Below are 17,593 nucleotides of genomic sequence, written 5' to 3'. Positions count from 1 at the left end.
GTACCTGTCGCAAACCACCTGACCCGGCGGTATCTGCCTATTCGCTGCGTTCGATAAAGATCTCGACGCGCCGGTTCTTGGCGCGTCCCTCGGGTGTCATGTTGCTACCGATTGGCGCATCTGCTCCTTTGCCCTCGACGTCGACGCGCGAACCATCGGTCAAGCCAGGCTTCAGTGCCGCGGCAACCGCCTTGGCGCGCTCGACCGACAACTCGAAATTTGTCGGGAAGCGGACTGTGCGGATCGGCGAACTGTCGGTATGGCCAACGACCCGGATCCGTCCCGGCTCCTTGTCGAGGGTTGCCGCGACGCGGAGTGCGATCGGCTTGAAGCCGTCGAGGATGGTCGCCTGGCCCGACGCGAACAACGCCAGGTCGCAGACCCTGATCACGATGAAGCTCGGGGTCTGGTCCGCCGTCATGGCACAGGCGGTGTTCTCCTTCGCGAGCGCGTTGCGGATGCGTTGCAACTGGGTGATGCGATCCGGTGGCGGCGGAGGTGGCGGCGGCGGCGGCGGTGCAACGATCTGGCGCTTGAGCTCGATCGGGCCGGCCGGATGGAGCGCGAGCGCCACCTCGGCAGCATTCTCTGCCCGGCCAGCGAGGAGCGTCCGCAGGACGAAGTAGGACCCGGTCAGCAGCGCGGCGACGACAGCCGCGACGAGCCAGACCGGAACGCGCAGACGCTGCCGGCGCCCCGCCAGCGCTTGCCCGCGCCAGTTGGGCGACAGGTCGCTCATCGTCTTCGGCCGGACCCGGCGCAGCAATTCATAGAGGTTACGCTGGATCAGCTGCAGGTTCGCAAGTCCGCCCCCTGACGTCCGGTGAATGCCCTGAAAACCAAGCGCAAGGCAGGCGTGCTGAAGTTCGAGGACCGGATAGTTGACCAGTGGATCAACCTTCAAATGGTCGAGAATCTCAAAGAAACGGACGCCGCCGACACGCTCGCCGAAGAACCGGCTCAGCATCGAATATTGCGTCCAGACGTGGCGCTCCTCGGTCGGGATGTGCTGCACGATATCGTCGGCAGTGGCACACAGGATGTATTTCGCTGTGTTGGCCTGGTGCTCGGATATGCCCGCGGAACGGATATCCTTCTCGAAGAACTTGATCGCGTCTGCAACCTGCTCCATCAAACTCGCGAATGACGCGCGCATGAGCGCCACCCGCAACCGACCAAGCAGCTGCAGCAACGGGCCCGCAGCGCGCATCACTGGATTGGCATTTGGCGCGACGAGATCGTCGACGCGCAACGGCGGTCCCGGCGGTAGCATGGGCTGCTGCGCCTGGGCTGGCGCGGGTGTCGATATCCATTCCTCAGCGGGATGGCTGGCCGGCGCGGAGGCGTAGTTCGAGCCCTGCGGGACAGGAGAAAATGATGACGGTGGCGCCGGCGCGCCGGGAGAGGGTACCGGTGATGGCGAATAGCCTGGACGTGCCGCAGGGCCCTCGCCCGGCGGAGGCTGAGAGGTCGGCGCCGGCGGCAACTTCCCGCCGGGGTTGGGACGGATGATCGTCCGTTCGCCCCGACCGAAAGGATTGACCGGCTTGTCCCTGTCGCTCATGGCCTGTCTTCCAGGATGGCCCAAAGATACAGCTCAAGCTCCGGCCAGTCGCCGGAGAAATGCATTCCGATCGAGGCCGCCGTGCTGAACTCGGGCCACAGCGGCGACTTGCGGTCGAGATAGAAATAGACGTGATCCGTGATGGCCCGGATGTGCGGCGGCGGCGTCGGCAAATGCGCCAAGGTCAGGCCCGGCAGGTTTGCGTGCACGATCTCGTTCATCTTGGTGTTCGGCCCGACCTTGAACAGGTGCGGGAAATCGTTCTGGATCTCCACGAGCGGCCGCCGTGCGGCAACCTCCAGCACCAGGGTCGCGTTTCGGAATAGCGCGCGATCGCGGATCGGCGACACGAACGCATTCTGTGCGCGCTCGATGATCTCCAGGCGGATTGCCCGCCGGCCCAATCGCGCGCTCAAGAAGTCCTGGATGTCGCTCACCAAGGGTGTGAAGACGTTCTCGAGATCGTCGTGATCGTAAGCCGGATAGTTGCGCGCCCGCCGTTCCGCCGTAGAAAATGTCGCAAGTTCGCCCGCGAATCTCAGCAATTCCTCGTACAGGCGCTCGGGGTGAACGCTGCCGGAGCGCTGGAAATGAGTCAGGACGGGAATGGTACGGTTCAGCACTTGCAGGACCAGATAGTCGACACTCTGCAACCCACCGCCGGATGACGGATCGACCGCGTAACGCGCCAGCTCGTCGAGTTTCGTCTCAACCCAGCCGATGATGCGGTTGAGCCAGCCATCGATGATCGGATGCGCGGCGCAGATCAGCATCGGCGGCACGAATTTATCGTCGAACAGGATGTTCTTGTCGCGCACCTCGAGAATGCGCGCGATGCCGAGGCCCATGTATCCGGGCTTGCTGCTCTTGCGCAGTTCGAACGACAAGCGCGGATAAGCGATGTCGATCTCTTCCTCGATGCGTAGCGCAGAGGTCGAGTCAATGAAGGTTTCCGAACTACGAACATAACGACTGGCGCTGTCGGTGCGATCCTCGTCGACCTCGCGGGTGTTTGGCGCCGCGACCGGCATCATCAGCCAGACGACCTGGCCTGCCGCCGTCTCCGGCACATCGATCGCTTCGGCAATTTGGCTGTCCGCAGGGATATCGAACGGCGTACCGTCCGGCATGACGCCGGACGCATTGCGCACCGCGAACTTGCTCTGTTCGGTAAGATCCTTGTCGATCTCCAGCTGGGCAAAGCCCCACGGGTATGGTGTCGTGTAGCGAACGCGCTTTTCCAGCAAGTGTTCGATGTAGCGGTCGTTCTGCTGCAGATGATGCGGCCGCAGAAACAGACCTTCCGACCAGAAAACTTTGCTGTACCAAGACATTCCTACATCCACTTAGAAATTGTCGGCAGCCGCGTGGTCGCCGATAGTTTACTTTGAACCGGGCTTGTCACCGCGGTCGTAATAGTTCGAGAAATGCAACATAAAGGTTTCGATCGGCGCGCTGTTGTCGCGGCCGAGATGCGCCTTCCACCGCGTCAAGAACTCGTCCCAGAGTTTGCCCTTGTTCGTGCCGAGCCAGGAGCTTGCGCCACGCTGAAGCTCGAGCTCGCGGGCCATCAGCGTCGGATCTATGCCCGCAATCAGTTCATGGACAGCGTGCTGCATCGCCATATAGGTCTTCAACTGATGTGACTTGAGATCACTGAAGCCCTGCGCAAAGGCGCGCTGTGTGTCGAGGTAGCTGCGCGTCGGCGGCCCAAAGAGAATGCGCATCGCTTCTTCCGAGGTCGGCGAGAACTTCAGCGGATTATTTTCGAGGGCTTGGACGGTGGTTTGGCTAGTGCTACGGGTCAGCTGCTTGGCTTGGGTCCGCGCCTGCAGCAGCGCCATCAGATTATCCACGGTCATACGCAAGATGACGCCAAGCTGTTCGGCGAGTTCGGCATCGGACTTGCTGGCAAAGAAATTGTCCGGCAATCCTGCAGCGCGCGCCACCAGTCGCGCGAACTCGGGACCGCCGACTGGCTTGGCCGTGACAGGTCCCTTGTCTGCCGCTTGCGCCGGGCGCGATGGCGATGCTGGCGGCTGGGCAGCGGCTGGTTCATCATCAATCCATACCGACGGCCGGCGTGGGGTCGGCATGATGGGCGGGCGCTCGACTTGCGGTTTCGGCGCGTTGGCTGGACCGGCTGCCCAGTTCATGTCGTCGTCCTGCTCGGACGGTTGGTACGGAGACGCCGGCTGTGACCGTCGGAATGGGTCTACACCAGGTGCCGGGACGCTCGCCGCCCAATCCAGGAACCCCGGATTGACGGGCCGCGCAGCCTCGCGTGGCTTCTTCAGCAGTTGCGGATCGATCGGCGGCGGAATGTCACGATCGGCTGTCCAAAGCTCTCCGTAGTCGGCATGCTGCTGGACCGAGGGTTCGCGCAGTTGCGCCTCGTGGTTTGGGCTGCCCCCGCCAGCCTCATTCTCCAGCGAAACTCCGATGATGTAGTGGCCGATCGTGAGTCGGTCACCGTCGCGCAAGCGGTGCGGCCCCCGCATGCGCTGGTCGGCACCATTGAGAAAGGTGCCGTTGGTCGAAACGTCGTGCAGCCAATAGCCACCGTCGCGAAAGTGCACCTCGCAATGCTTTCCGGAAATCGTCCGCGCCGGATCCGGCAGCGTCCAGTCGAGGTGACGGTCCCGGCCAATATCGACTGAACGCCTGCCGGTGACCGTAAACGACACAGGTCCGCCATCCGGAAGGTGCGGTTCGTTCTCGATATTAAAGCGAAGCACCATCACATCGTCTCGTTAGCGCGGAGGGCGCGGTTCGCCGCGTGACAATTGAATACCATCCTCTAGGCATGACGTCATTATCCGGTCCCGGGCGTCACGGGGGAGCCGGCAGAGGCCGATCAGCAGTGCTGCACGCACCGCCCGCGCGGCCTGATCTGGCTTAGCTTCCACGGGCGCAAATTCCGGGGGAACCACGCTTCCGCCGGACCAGCCGGCCGCCAGCGCCAGCCATGTCGCCGGCTGCTCGGGATCATTGGCATTGCCGACAGCCAGCGCCTTGTTCCGGGACTGCTCGTCCGGTTGCCGGACCCAGGTCTCCACAATATTGAGCGACCTGGTATCGCTGGCGTCGAAATGGTCGAACATCAGTCGCAGAGAGCGACATCCCCAGGCAACTGCTACGCGCCTGGGAAGCAGATAGGCACAGTAAGACACGGCCGGGTGCCAATTCCGCGCATCGGCGGCCTCCTGAAGGAAGTCCAGCGAAGGCTTGTCAGCGTCGGCTTTGCCGACATCATAACGCGCCAAGGGATAGGCCTGAAACAGATCCTGAACCGTACCGAACCGAACTTGTCCCATGACCGTCAACCAACAAGGGTTGGAGTACCGTGGGCGACCAGCGGACCACCGGCAGCAAGCGCCATGCCGGCCTGCGCCGCCATGGCGATCGTCGGCGCGTTGATGACGATGCCCGCCGGGGTCAGAATGATCTGACTAGGACCCACCTGTAGGGTGATGTTCGCATTGGCCATGAGCGTGATGCTGACGCCTGCATTGACAGACTGGTCCATGGCCAAAGTGATGTGCTGACCACCCAACTGGATATCGAGCTTATCATTGCCGTTCTTGAGCGTGGTGTTGCGCGTGTCGCCGCCAAATGCAGCTTCGCCGATGGTACGTGTCTCGGTGTCGCGGACCGTTACGTCGTGGTCCTTCTCGGCATGCACCGTGATCTTCTCGGATCCCTTCTTGTCCTCGAAGCTCCACTCGTTGAAGCCGCCGCCACCTTTGGTGGAGTCCGACTTCAATCCCCCGATCGTCTTCTTCGACGGCAGATCGTAGGGCAGCTTGTATTCGTCGTTGTACACGGTGCCGATCACCAGGGGCCGGTCCGGATCCCCCTCCAGGAATTCGATAACGACTTCCTGTCCGACGCGCGGGATGATCTGACCGCCCCAGCGCTTGCCAGACCAAACCTGAGCCACGCGCAACCGGCACGACCGCTTCTTCTTCCGATCCCAGAAAAAGCGGACATAGATTTCGCCCAGGGACTCGACGTCGATTTCCTCGCTCGAATTATCGTCTTTGGTCACCACCTTGGCCGTCTGGATGCCGTTGATTCTTGGCTTCGGCGTCATCATCAGCGCTCGAAACGGCCGATCGCTAGGCAAGAACTCGTAGCTGCCGAAATAGACGTGTTGCCCTGCGTCGCTCGGACCGCCGGTGCGATAGGATTCGATCGAGAACGAGTGCACAGCTCGCACCACGAGGTATTCGACGTTCTGCGAGTCCTTGGAGTGCTTTTCGAGCTTCGTCAGCCCGCCAGGGAACAGGTTGACGGCGTCGCCATTGCCGCGGCGACGCCGATCCATCGCTTGCTCTGCCTGGAGCTGGATCTTCGCGTAGCGCTCGCCGTCGGATTTCTCCTTGAACTTCCCGGGATAGTCGTAAAACTCCATCTCCGACCGAGTGTAATGCTCGGAGCCCTTGGCGTCGCTGATCATCTGAGCGTTGGGCTTCTGATAGTTGTAATCGTTGAGTTCGATCTTGCCGGTACGAAATCGCCGCTCCGATACCCATTCATAGATGTGCTGCTCGCCTCGCCGGTCGGCACCCGCCAGCGGGATGTAGGGAATCGTAGCAAGACCATTGATCGGACTGTGCGACGATTTGGAGTCCGCCAACACCAGCGTGTGCTTGCCGCCCTCATGCTTGAAGAAGTAGTAGATGCCGTGCTGCTCCATCAGCCGGCACACGAAGTTCATGTCGGTCTCGCGGTACTGAACGCAATATTCGAGCTTCGGACAAGAACCCTCTTCGGTGAGTTTGGATTCATAGTCGGTGAAGCCGCGTTCGTTGAAGACCTCTTTGATGATGTCGGGCGCCTTCTTGTCCTGAAAGATCCGGCAATCGGTGGTTCGCGACAACAGCCATAACCAGGGCCTCAGCACGATCCGGTAGCTGAAATAGTCGTTCTTCACCCCGAGCCACTGGGCCTCCGTCAGAATGCCGCTGAACTCGCGCTCCTTTTCATGCAGCTTTATGGTCAGCGTGCACTGCTGGCCGATAGCGCGGTCGAAGTCGAGGTCGGCATCCTCACTGAGACACTCGATGCGATACTCGAACAGTTCGCTGAGACCTTCCGAGCCTTCGAATCCGGCAAAAACCAAAACGTCCTTGCCAAGAGGCGTCTTGAGTTCGCAGAGGCGGGTATCCTGAGTAAGCTGGCCCATGTGGGCTTAAACTCCCTCCTTCGATCGAATGACCCGCTGCAAAAAAGCTGATCAGACGTTATGCAAGAACGACGGAAATCCTGCGTGCCGCCGGCTGTGCCGGCAAGCCCGCCCCAGGGCTGGGCTTCCTGACGTTCCACAACGGCCGCCAAAGAACTACCCCGGGCCATCAAGTAGTCGGCTCCAAGAGCTTGCCGGTTCACGCGAAAATGGCATGATCTTCGGGAATGAACCAAGGTCGGCAGGCATCTGACCCATAGGTATAGATTCCGGATCATGCGCCCCCGCGCGATCCCCTAGTCGCCACGGGCTCGGCAGCGGGGCCGTGATCGAGCAGATGGACGGTCCGCATATGCTTGACGTCGCCTCCCTGACGCAGCCCATTGCCGCTGACGATCCCTGCGGACCGGATCTCGACGCCATCGGAGACGTCCAATATCTGAACTTCTTCGCAGGTGCGGAATCGCTGCTACCGATGTCGTTCTTCGAGGTCGTCAATGCCAACGGAGAGCGTGGACGCTTCGATCCAAAAGCGGTCGATTTTGCCGGCCAGTTTGCCGCCGCGCAGCCCATTCTGGCGCGTACCCGCGATCTGCGTCTGAACCTGCTGCTGGCCAAATTTTCAATCCTCAACCGCGATCTCGACGGCTTTCTCTGCTGCCTGAAGGCGACCAACCTGCTGCTGCGCGAGCAGTGGGAAGCGGTGCATCCGAAGGGCGAGGACGGCGACTACGCACTTCGCGCCGTCACAGTCGAGGCAATCGACGTGTTCCCGACCGTGATCAACCCGCTCCAGTTCCTTCCCCTGATCGAGAACCGCAGACACGGCAACCTCAACTACCGTGCCTATCAGATCGCTCACGGCGAAATTCCCGCCGGCGACGCCGACGCCGACGGGCCTGATCTGGCGGCCATCGAGCGCATCGTCAGCGAGACAGATCTCGACACTCTCAAGGCAGCCAGCGGGCGGTGCTCTGCGGTCGCTGCTGAAATCGCGGCCATCAAGCAGACCTGGCACGAGAAGTTGAACGCGGGGCAACCGATCAGCCTCGACAGGCTCTCTGGCTTGGTTAACGGCATGGCTGCCTGGCTTGCGGGTCTTGTCGCGTCGCGCGATCCGGCTGCGATCGCCGCAACCGCGGAAGATGTCGGTCCTGTCGATGCACAGGCGCCGTCAGACACGACCGGTGTGGTGACTTCATCCGCACAGGCATCTGCCGCGCTTGCAGCAGTGGCAGACTATTTTGCCCGAATGGAACCGTCCAACCCGGCACTGTTGCTGGTGCGTCAAGCGCAGGAGATGGTCGGCAAGTCATTTATTGAAGTCATGCGGATGCTGGTGCCTGCGCACGTGGAGAGCGCTGCGATCAACATCGGACGCGACAAGGTCTTCGACCTGCCGATCGAACGGATGGCGGAACTCGCCACGTCATTCTCATCGACGGCCGAGAACAACACCCAAGACATTGTATTTTCAGTGGAAAGCAGAACGCAAGCCTTGGGCCTGCTGGCGAAGGTGGCGTCGTTTTTCCGAACCGCAGAGCCGTCCAGCCCCATCCCCTTTTTGGCAGATCGCGCGCGCGACCTCGCGCAACGAGACTTTCTCAGCCTTTTGAATGATGTTCTTCCTGAGGGAGCGCTTAAAACAATCGACAGATCGCATTGAACCCAGCTTTCGCTCGAGGGCACTAAATGGACACAAGGATGTTTGCCGACCGCAGCAACTTGAAGTCCCCTAGCCGATCTGCGTCGCGCAAATTCGACGTCTAAAGCGATTTCGTAGTGAGGGAACCATGGCTACAGATAGCGGTCAAACATTCATTCGTCGAAATCGCGCACCACGCGTGCACATCACATACGAAGATCCTTACGACGCCGAGCGGCTGATCGAACTGCCGTTCGTCATGGGCGTCCTCTCCGACCTTTCCGGCAATAACCCCGGCGTCGAGAAGACGAAGGTCGAGGAGCGCAAATTCCTCGAGTTCGATATGGACAATTTCGACAGCCGCATGGCGGCAATCCAGCCCGGCGTGACGGCGCGCGTCGCCAATCGTCTCAGCGACGGATCAGACGAAAAACTTTCGGTCAATCTGCGCTTCAACAAGATGGCCGACTTCACTCCCGTGGCCGTCGCCCGCCAGGTGCCGGCTACAGCCAAGCTGCTCGAGGCGCGCGAACAACTTGCCAACCTGCTGCGCTACATGGATGGCAAGGTAGCCGCCGAGGATCAGCTGAAAAAACTTCTGGCCGATCCTCAACTGATGGCAGCGCTTCGGGAACGCGCGATCAGCCAGTCGACCGAACCTGGCACCGAGAGCTAAGGAAGGAACGGGGACCATGGCAAAAGAAGCTGTTCACAAAGAGAGCACCACCCAGGTCAAGACCGTCGAAGCTGACGAGTTTGCCACTCTGCTGAAGCAAAGCTTCAAACCGCGCACCGAACGCGCAGCGACCGAGGTCGACAACGCGGTATCCACGCTCGTTCAAGAGGCATTGAAAGACTCGAGCGTCATCAAGTCGGACGTGCTCGACACGATCGAGGAGATGATCGCGCGGATCGACCAGAAGCTGACCGCGCAGATGAACGAGATCATTCACGCACCCGAATTCCAGGCGATCGAAAGTACTTGGCGGGGCCTCCACTACCTCGTCTTCAACTCGGAGACCGACGCCAACCTCAAGATCCGGGTCATGAACGTCTCGAAGACCGAGCTGTATCGTAATCTGCGGCTTTACCCCGATGCGCGCTGGGACCAGAGCCCATTGTTCAAGCAGATCTACGAATACGAGTTCGGCCAGTTGGGCGGCGAGCCGTTCGGCTGCCTTATCGGCGACTACTATTTCAGCCACCTCCCCACCGACGTGCAGTTGCTGCGCGATCTCAGCAAGATCGCCGGCGCCGCACACGCCCCCTTCTTCAGCGGCGCCGAGCCGACGCTGATGGGAATGGACTCGTGGACCGAATTGTCCAACCCTCGCGATATCGGCAAGGTGTTCGACACGCCGGAATATGCCGCATGGAAGGGACTGCGCGACCAGGACGACTCGCGTTATCTCGGCCTGTGCATGCCGCGCGCGCTGGGTCGCCTCCCCTACGGCGCGAAATCGGAGCCTGTGGAAGAGTTCGCCTTCGAGGAGGAGACAGACGGGCACACCGGCGACAAATACGGCTGGATCAACGCGGCCTATGCGATGGCGGTCAACATCAACCGCGCCTTCAAGGAGTTCGGCTGGTGCACGCGCATCCGCGGTGTGCAATCCGGCGGAGAGGTCATCAATCTGCCGACGCACACATTCCCGACCGACGACGGTGGCGTCGATCTGAAATGCCCGACCGAGATCGCCATCAGCGATCGCCGCGAGCACGAACTTGCAAAGGCGGGTCTCATCCCGCTGATCCATCGCAAGAACACCGACAAGGCCGCCTTCATCGGCGCCCAGTCGCTTTACAAGCCGAAGAAGTATTTCGGCGAGAAGGGCGTGGATGCAACCGCGTCCGACAACCTGTCGTCACGTCTGCCCTACATGTTCGCAGTGTCTCGCTTTGCGCACTATCTGAAGTGCATGGTTCGCGACAAGATCGGATCCATGAAGGAGAAGGATGAGCTGACGGTCTGGCTGCAAACCTGGATCAACGAGTACGTTGATGCCAACCCAGCCCTATCGTCAGAAGCTCAGAAAGCGCGCAAGCCGCTGGCCGCTGCGAAGGTAGAGGTCATAGCAAACGAGGAGAACCCGGGATATTACAACGCGCGCTTCTTTCTTCGTCCGCACTTTCAATTGGAAGCGATGGATGTCGGCCTCAGTCTGGTTTCACGCCTGCCAGGTCCCAGCTCCTGACGCTGCAGCATCGCAACCGTACACACAGAAATTTGAGAGGACCATGCTATGGCTGTCGACATCTTCCTGAAACTCGATCCGATCAAGGGCGAGTCGCTGGACGACAAGCACAAAGACGAAATCGATATTTTGAGTTGGTCGTTTGGCGAGAGCCAGACCGGTACCTTCCACAGCGGATCGGGCGGCGGCGCCGGCAAGGTCAGCGTGCAGGATCTTCACTTCACGCACTTCGTTGACAAGGCCACGCCGGAACTTTTCAAGGTCTGCGCAAACGGCAAGCATATCGACAGCGCGATCCTGACGGTCCGCAAGGCCGGCGAAAACCCGCTGGAATATCTCAAGATCGAGATGAAGCAGGTTCTCGTGACGAGCGTATCGACAGGCGGATCGCACGGCGAAGATCGCCTTACCGAAAACGTGAGTCTGAACTTCGCGAAGGTCAAGATGATCTACAAGACCCAGACGGAGAAGGGTGGCGCCGGAGCTTCGCCGACGTTTGGCTGGGATGTTCCTGCCAACAAGGAATGGGCCTGATTGTCGGCCCCTCGCTTGGCGCCGGTTGCGATTGGCGAACCGGCGCCAAGCGGTGCGATTTTGATCGCACCTCTCGTCCGGCCCGGTTGCGGGCCCGAAAGCCTGCTGGGCGACGCCAAGTCGGACACCAACGCGCGCCCCCCGGGATTGCATGCGAGTTGGGCGTCATGGGGACCGTGAATGACCATTGCACGAAAGAAGGATCGGCTCTCTCCCCCACTGATGCTGGCATTTCGCTCAGCCCATGAAGCGCGCGACGCACGCAAGAAGCTCAATCTACGCGATGAGTCTGGCGAGCGGGTCATTGCAGGGCGGCGGAGCGCGGGCCGATTTCCAATCTCGGAAACGTTGCTCCGGCGCGAGGTCTCCCATGACCTCGAAACGCTCCTCAATACCATTGCCCTGGAATCGACCCTGGATCTGAACGGCCACGATTGCGTCCGAACCTCAATCCTGAACTTTGGCTTCCCTGATATTGCCCACCGTTCGATCGACGAGGTCGCCGACGACGAGCTCACCGACGCGTTGCGCGAGACGCTCACGACTTATGAACCGAGGCTCGATCGCAACACCATCCGGGTCCGACGCGACGGCTCGGTCGGCCCCGAGCAACTCAAGCTGCGCTTCATCGTTCACGCCGACCTGAAGGCCGAGCCGCTCAACGTCCCCGTGGAGTTCGTCGCCGACGTCGACCTCGACAGCGGCGATATCCAGATCAACCGACTTTAGCATGAACCGCGAATTCCTGGATTTTTACAATCGTGAACTGTCACTGCTCTACGAGCAGGCCGGGGATTTCGCCGAAGAGTATCCCGGCATCGCAGAACGCCTCGGTGGGCTGATCCGGGATCGCTCTGATCCCATGATCACGGGATTGCTGGAAGGTGCCGCATTTCTCGCCGCTCGCGTTCAGCTCAAGCTCAAGCACGAATTCCCGGAATTCACTGCAAACCTGCTCGAGCAACTGGTTCCGAATTACCTTGCCCCGACTCCGTCGGCCATGCTGGTCACGGCACGCCCCCCCTATGCCGACCCAGCGCTACGCGATGGCAAAAAGATCGCGCGCGGCGCCTATTTCGACGCCACCTATCGCGAGAGAGAACGAAGTCTCTCCTGCCGATTTCGACTTTGCCGCGATATCGCTCTTTGGCCATTTGACGTCACCGGCGCCGAATACTTCTCGACGGCAGGCGCGCTGCAGGCGCTCGGGATTCCCGTCGGCGGCGACGTCATCGCCGGGCTCAGGCTGTCGTTGACCCACCGTACCGCGGCCCGGCTCGATGAGGAGCTGCCGGACGCGGAGGCCAGGGCCAAGCCGGAAACCTGGTTTGCAGGCTGCCGCACGAGCGAACTTCCGATCTACCTTTCAGGCGCGGAATCCGACGCCATTGCGCTTTACGAGCAATTGATCTCGAACTGCAAGGGCGTCTACTTCCGGCATCTCGATGATTTCGGCGATCCGGTGGTGACTCGTGCGCCCCATGACTGCGTGCAGCAGATTGGTTTCGACGAGGACGAGTCGCTGTTTCCCAACGACAACCGGGTCTTTCGCGGCTCGGAGCTGCTGCGGGAATATTTCATGTTTCCACGCAAGTTCCTCGGCTTCAACCTGACGGGACTTCGCAGCGTGATGCCACGGCTGCGCAGCAAATCGATCGATATCGTCTTCGCTTTCGATGAACACAATTCACGGCTTGCCGCCGCGGTGCGGCCCGATACCTTCAGGCTCTATAGCGCGCCGGCAATCAACCTGTTCGAGAAGACGAGCGATCGCATCCCCGTCAAGTCGAATACGCACGAGTACCATGTGGTGCCCGATCGCAGCCGCTATCTGGAATACGAACCGCACCAGGTACTCGAAGTCTACGCGCACTTTCCGGCCGACAAGGACAAGCGGCCGGTGCGCCCGCTGTATTCGGCCGCCGTCGACCGGACCAGCGGATCGGTCGAGGGGCTTTATTTCACCGTTCGACGGTTGCCCCGGCGCCGCACAGTGGGAGAAAAGACGTACGGCGCATCATCGGACTACACCGGGACGGACATGTTCCTGTCTCTGCTGGAGCCCGGTGAACTTAGCGGCGAAGGTGCGGTCGCCGAACTCAGCGTCCGGGCGCTGTGCTCCAACCGGCATCTCACCGAACACTTGCCGGTCGGCCAGGGCGGCGCCGACTTCCGCCTGTTGGACGATACTTCCCTTGATCTGATGTGCGTCGCCGGTCCCACCCGACCACGCGAACCGATCGTGGCCCAATTGCGCAGCCGCAGCGAGATCGCGAACAGCGGAATCGTCAGCTGGCGGCTGATCAACATGCTGAGCCTGAACTATCTTGGCCTCGTCGAGCGCGGTGGCGGCAAGAACGCCGGAGCCCTGCGCGAAATGCTGTCCTTGTTCGCCGATCAGTTCGACGACGCCACGGAACGCAAGATCCGCGGCGTGCGCAGCATAGAAAGCCGGCCGGTCGTACGGCGGGTGCGCGAGCGCACCGGCAGCGGCGCAGCGCGCGGCTGGAGATTACCATCACGCTCGACGAGAAGGCATTCGAGGGCAGCGGCGTGTTCTTGCTCGGAGCCGTGCTGGAGCGCTTCTTCGCCGACTATTCGGGCTTCAATACCTTCACACAGACGGTCGTCTCGACGCCGGAGCGCGGCGAGATCATGCGTTGGCCGCCGCGCATGGGCACGCGGAGACCTCTATGACGCTGATCGACCAGATGAAGGCGGAGCCCTGGCGGTTCGATTTCTTTAATGCGTTGCGCCAGCTCGAGCGCGCCAACTCGGATCGACCGCGGATCGGTGACAGCGCTGCACGCCGCGAGGAGTATATCGACCTCGGCCAAGTGCCTTATCTGGAGTTCCCCGCCTCCAACCTTGCGGCCGTCGACGACGTGGGTGGCCGGCTCAGGATACTCGTCAAATTTCTCGGTCTCCTGGGGCCGCAGGGCGCGCTGCCGCTTGCCACCACCGACGAGAGCCTCAGTTGGTGGCTGATGCGGGATGACGCCTTCCCGCGCTTTCTCGATCTGCTCAACGGACGCTTTCTGCAACTCTTCTTTCGCGCCTGGGCCGATGCGCGGCCGATCGCTCAGCACGACCGTCCGGCGGATGATCGCTTCATCGCCTATGTCGGCTCCTTCGCCGGCCTCGGCTCCGACGTTTTCGCTGATCGAGACACCGTACCGGACATGGCGAAGCTCAGCTTTGCCGGACTGATCTCCCCCAGAGCGAAGTGTGCGTCACGGTTGACGCGGTTCCTGCAGGGGCTGTTCGACGTCAAGGTCGAGATCGACGAATTTGTCGGCACCTGGCTGTCATTCGACCCAAGTCATTGCAGCCGGCTCGGCGGAACCCATGCCAGGCTCGGCCGGGACGCTCTTCTGGGCTCACGCGTGTTCAGCGTCGAGGACAAGATCAGGGTGCGGGTCTTTGTCAAGAATTTTACCCAGTACGAACAGTTCTTGCCGACCGAAGCGCGCAACTTGTCGGAGCCTCTGGCGGACGCCGTGTTCTTCTATATCGGCGACGAATTGGAATGGGAGGTGGAGCTCGCCATTCCAGCGGGAGAGGTCGTCCCGGTCAGGCTCGGACAGAGCGGACGACTTGGATGGACCACCTGGGTCTCGCCGAACTGGACTTCCACGGAAGAATATCGCCGCGATGCCCGCTTTCAGCTCAGCGAGCGCTTGAGCGCCCGTCGGGCCGCCGCAGCCGATGCCCCGGCGATTTGAACCTATCCGTAGCGCCGATTGCCTAAAGCTATGGGATTCGATGAAATTTCCGCTTGATGCCAGGCATCCGCGGATGGATTAAGCAGGAGGATCCGCCGTGACCGACATCAGCATTGAGGCTGTAACGGGCAAGCTGAACCGGGCCGGCTATGATGCCTTCATACAGGCCCTGCGCCACGCAAAGAGCGCCGGCAATCGCAACGTCGAGCTAGCGCACTGGCTGTTTCATATCCTGCAGCAGGAACGCAACGATCTCAGCCTCTCGGTCGATCATTACAAGCTCGACCGGGCACGCTTGTTGTCGGACCTTGCCGGCGTGATCAATGGCTTTCGTAAGAACGAAACCGACATGCCGGGCGTCGCCAATCCGGTCATCGATCTGCTCGATCGGGGCTGGCATTATGCCACGCTCTTCTTTGGCGAGACCCAGATCCGCACCGGTCATCTGCTCGTGGCGGGCCTGAAATCGAATGATATTCGTCGCACGCTGAACAACCTCTCGCAGGAATTCGCCAAGGTCAACGTCGACGCACTCGCCGCGGAGCGCCGCAATGTCTGGGCCGGCTCCGACGAGGAAACCATGCGGCCGATGGACGGTTCGGGCCTGGTCGGCGCAGGCACGGAAGGCGCGGCCCAAGCGGGTCCCAAGGGGACGACGCCGCTCGACCGGTTCTCCCAGGATCTCACCGCCAAGGCCAAATCAGGTGAGATGGATCCGATCCTTGGCCGGGATGAAGAAATCCGCCAACTGATCGACGTGCTGATGCGACGGCGGCAGAACAATCCAATTCTTACCGGCGAGGCTGGCGTCGGCAAGACCGCAGTTGTCGAGGGATTCGCCCAGCGAATCGCCGCCGGCGACGTGCCGCCACCGCTCCGCGGTGTAAGGCTTTGTGCGCTCGACATCGGCCTGATGCAGGCCGGTGCTTCCATGAAGGGTGAGTTTGAGCAGCGCTTGCGCTCGGTGATCGACGAGGTCCAGAGCTCACCCACCCCCATCATACTGTTCATCGATGAAGCCCATACGTTGATCGGCGCCGGCGGCGCGGCCGGCACCGGTGATGCGGCCAATCTCCTGAAACCTCCTCTCGCCCGTGGCACGCTGCGCACGATCGCCGCCACCACATGGGCAGAATATCGCCAGTATATCGAGAAAGACCCCGCGCTCACACGACGCTTCCAGCCGATCCAGATCGATGAACCGGAAGTGGAGACCTGCTGCATCATGCTGCGCGGACTTCTCGGTCCGATGGAAAAGCACCACGGCGTTCGCATCTCCGATGCTGCGATCGTCGCAGCGGTCAACCTGTCCCACCGCTACATTCCTTCACGGCAGTTGCCGGACAAGGCGGTCAGCCTGCTTGATACCGCCTCGGCGCGCGTGGCCATCAGCCAGAGCGCGACGCCAGCCCTGATCGAGGATGCACGCGTTGCGATTACCGCTCGTGAAGCCGAGAAATCGGCACTCGTCAGCGACAGCGATCTTGGGCTTAAGGACAGCGACCGCATCACGGCGATCGACAACGACATTGCGGCACTGAAGGACAAGCTGACGAACCTTGAAGCCGATTGGGCCGCAGAGCAGGAACTCGTCAAGGACATCCGGAGCATCCGGGAGATTCTGTCCCAGCCCAAAGAAGGCGAAGATCCGGCTGCCAGGCGCGCGGAGTTGCGCGGCAAGTTCGACACACTTGAGAGCATCCATCCGGAGAAGCGGATGGTCTATGCCCATGTAGACCAGCAATCGGTGGCGTCCGTTGTCTCTGACTGGACCGGCATCCCGGTCGGCCGGATGATGCGCGACGAGATCGAAACCGTGCTGAAGCTACCGGAGATCCTCAACCGCCGCGTCGTCGGCCAGTCTCATGGGCTGACGATGATCGCCAAGCGAATCGAGACCAGCCGCGCCAAGCTTGACAACCCTTCCAAGCCGATCGGCGTGTTCATGCTGGCTGGTCCATCCGGCGTGGGCAAGACTGAAACCGCCCTGGCGCTTGCCGAGACCCTTTACGGCGGTGAGCAGAACATGATCACGATCAACATGTCGGAGTTCCAGGAAGCGCACACCGTCTCGACCTTGAAGGGTGCACCTCCCGGCTATGTCGGCTATGGCGAAGGTGGACGCCTCACCGAGGCTGTCCGGCGCAAGCCCTACAGTGTCATCCTGCTCGACGAGGTGGAGAAAGCTCATCCCGACGTCCACGAGATCTTCTTCCAGGTGTTTGACAAGGGAACCATGGAGGACGGCAACGGGCGGCGGATCGACTTCAAGAACACCTTGATCATCCTTACCACCAACGTCGGCACCGATCTGATCATGGGCCTCTCGCGCGATCCAAAGTATCGCAACGAGCCGGAAGAGCTCGCCAAGATGCTGAGGCCGGAACTGCTGAAGGTGTTTCCCGCAGCGCTGCTCGGACGCATCGTCTCGATACCGTACTTCCCGCTATCCGACGAGATGCTCGCCGGGATCGTTCGGTTACAGCTCGACCGGATCGGACGACGCCTCCGCGACAATCATAACGCGTCCTTCGACTACGATGACGCGGTCGTGGAGCACATTGTGTCACGTTGCAACGATCCGGATTCCGGCGGGCGAATGATTGACAACATCATCACCAACACCCTGCTCCCGGAGCTGTCGCGCGCGTTCCTCAGCAAGTCGCTTGCCAAGGAAGAAATCAAGCAAGCGCGGGTCTCGATCGAGAACGACAAATTCGCATATTCGTGGAATTGAGG

Annotated in this window: 12 protein-coding genes and 1 pseudogene; 8 read left to right on the top strand and 5 right to left on the bottom strand. The window is 61.1% G+C overall.

Features of this window, described 5'->3' with window-relative positions; all coding sequences use genetic code 11:
• Nucleotides 1–37 precede the first annotated feature (37 nt).
• The 5 genes from tssL to HAP41_RS14245 are packed head-to-tail and all read right to left on the bottom strand — an operon-like array spanning nucleotide 38 to nucleotide 6,755.
• Nucleotides 38–1,564, bottom strand: coding sequence for a type VI secretion system protein TssL, long form (gene tssL / locus HAP41_RS14265; protein ID WP_166100795.1), 1,527 nt, complete (start codon nucleotides 1,562–1,564; stop codon nucleotides 38–40).
• Nucleotides 1,561–2,898 (bottom strand): type VI secretion system baseplate subunit TssK, encoded by a 1,338-nt coding sequence (gene tssK / locus HAP41_RS14260; protein WP_166100801.1) that lies wholly within the window; start codon nucleotides 2,896–2,898, stop codon nucleotides 1,561–1,563. Before tssK ends, tssL begins: the two co-directional genes overlap by 4 nt.
• 48 nt (nucleotides 2,899–2,946) lie before the next feature.
• A complete protein-coding gene (tagH, locus tag HAP41_RS14255) occupies nucleotides 2,947–4,305 on the bottom strand; it encodes a type VI secretion system-associated FHA domain protein TagH (protein ID WP_166100812.1) in 1,359 nt (452 codons plus the stop codon).
• A 12-nt stretch (nucleotides 4,306–4,317) separates the two neighbouring features.
• Nucleotides 4,318–4,881 (bottom strand): DUF6931 family protein, encoded by a 564-nt coding sequence (locus HAP41_RS14250; RefSeq protein ID WP_166100815.1) that lies wholly within the window; start codon nucleotides 4,879–4,881, stop codon nucleotides 4,318–4,320.
• A gap of 5 nt (nucleotides 4,882–4,886) precedes the next feature.
• Complete coding sequence (locus HAP41_RS14245) at nucleotides 4,887–6,755, bottom strand: type VI secretion system Vgr family protein (RefSeq protein WP_166100818.1); 1,869 nt, start codon at nucleotides 6,753–6,755, stop codon at nucleotides 4,887–4,889.
• A gap of 352 nt (nucleotides 6,756–7,107) precedes the next feature.
• On the opposite strand from HAP41_RS14245, the gene HAP41_RS14240 reads away from it, so the two are divergent.
• From HAP41_RS14240 to tssH, 8 genes and pseudogenes are all read left to right on the top strand, one after another.
• On the top strand, nucleotides 7,108–8,421 hold the full coding sequence (locus HAP41_RS14240) for a type VI secretion system protein TssA (RefSeq protein WP_166106014.1): 1,314 nt from the start codon (nucleotides 7,108–7,110) through the stop codon (nucleotides 8,419–8,421).
• A 127-nt stretch (nucleotides 8,422–8,548) separates the two neighbouring features.
• Complete coding sequence (gene tssB / locus HAP41_RS14235) at nucleotides 8,549–9,076, top strand: type VI secretion system contractile sheath small subunit (RefSeq protein WP_166100822.1); 528 nt, start codon at nucleotides 8,549–8,551, stop codon at nucleotides 9,074–9,076.
• Nucleotides 9,077–9,092: 16 nt separating this feature from the next.
• The gene (tssC, locus tag HAP41_RS14230; protein WP_071911365.1) at nucleotides 9,093–10,595 is read left to right on the top strand and encodes a type VI secretion system contractile sheath large subunit; all 1,503 of its coding nucleotides are present in this window, start codon (nucleotides 9,093–9,095) and stop codon (nucleotides 10,593–10,595) included.
• Nucleotides 10,596–10,643: 48 nt separating this feature from the next.
• Nucleotides 10,644–11,129, top strand: coding sequence for an Hcp family type VI secretion system effector (locus HAP41_RS14225; protein ID WP_014493489.1), 486 nt, complete (start codon nucleotides 10,644–10,646; stop codon nucleotides 11,127–11,129).
• 180 nt (nucleotides 11,130–11,309) lie between these two features.
• Nucleotides 11,310–11,858: a type VI secretion system baseplate subunit TssE gene (gene tssE, locus HAP41_RS14220; protein ID WP_094184183.1), complete on the top strand. Its 549-nt coding sequence runs from the start codon at nucleotides 11,310–11,312 to the stop codon at nucleotides 11,856–11,858.
• A 1-nt stretch (nucleotide 11,859) separates the two neighbouring features.
• Nucleotides 11,860–13,826, top strand: a pseudogene (gene tssF, locus HAP41_RS14215) (type VI secretion system baseplate subunit TssF).
• Complete coding sequence (tssG, locus tag HAP41_RS14205; protein ID WP_166100829.1) at nucleotides 13,790–14,854, top strand: type VI secretion system baseplate subunit TssG; 1,065 nt, start codon at nucleotides 13,790–13,792, stop codon at nucleotides 14,852–14,854. The pseudogene tssF and the gene tssG overlap by 37 nt, the downstream one beginning before the upstream one ends.
• A 97-nt stretch (nucleotides 14,855–14,951) precedes the next feature.
• A complete protein-coding gene (gene tssH / locus HAP41_RS14200) occupies nucleotides 14,952–17,591 on the top strand; it encodes a type VI secretion system ATPase TssH (RefSeq protein ID WP_166100834.1) in 2,640 nt (879 codons plus the stop codon).
• The last annotated feature ends 2 nt before the right edge of the window (nucleotides 17,592–17,593 follow it).

The sequence above is a fragment of the Bradyrhizobium barranii subsp. apii genome (assembly GCF_011516635.5).
Lineage (GTDB): Bacteria > Pseudomonadota > Alphaproteobacteria > Rhizobiales > Xanthobacteraceae > Bradyrhizobium > Bradyrhizobium barranii.
Note: the sequence above shows the minus strand (reverse complement) of the source record. Positions and strands in the feature narration are given on the sequence as shown.

Bases quoted from the DNA above. Each gene is read 5' to 3' on its own strand.
- HAP41_RS14245 (WP_166100818.1), bottom strand. From the start codon at position 6,755: ATGGGCCAGCTTACTCAGGATACCCGCCTCTGCGAACTCAAGACGCCT.
- tssC (WP_071911365.1), top strand. From the start codon at position 9,093: ATGGCAAAAGAAGCTGTTCACAAAGAGAGCACCACCCAGGTCAAGACC.
- tssL (WP_166100795.1), bottom strand. From the start codon at position 1,564: ATGAGCGACAGGGACAAGCCGGTCAATCCTTTCGGTCGGGGCGAACGG.
- tssB (WP_166100822.1), top strand. From the start codon at position 8,549: ATGGCTACAGATAGCGGTCAAACATTCATTCGTCGAAATCGCGCACCA.
- tssK (WP_166100801.1), bottom strand. From the start codon at position 2,898: ATGTCTTGGTACAGCAAAGTTTTCTGGTCGGAAGGTCTGTTTCTGCGG.
- HAP41_RS14240 (WP_166106014.1), top strand. From the start codon at position 7,108: ATGCTTGACGTCGCCTCCCTGACGCAGCCCATTGCCGCTGACGATCCC.
- tssE (WP_094184183.1), top strand. From the start codon at position 11,310: ATGACCATTGCACGAAAGAAGGATCGGCTCTCTCCCCCACTGATGCTG.
- tagH (WP_166100812.1), bottom strand. From the start codon at position 4,305: ATGGTGCTTCGCTTTAATATCGAGAACGAACCGCACCTTCCGGATGGC.
- HAP41_RS14225 (WP_014493489.1), top strand. From the start codon at position 10,644: ATGGCTGTCGACATCTTCCTGAAACTCGATCCGATCAAGGGCGAGTCG.
- HAP41_RS14250 (WP_166100815.1), bottom strand. From the start codon at position 4,881: ATGGGACAAGTTCGGTTCGGTACGGTTCAGGATCTGTTTCAGGCCTAT.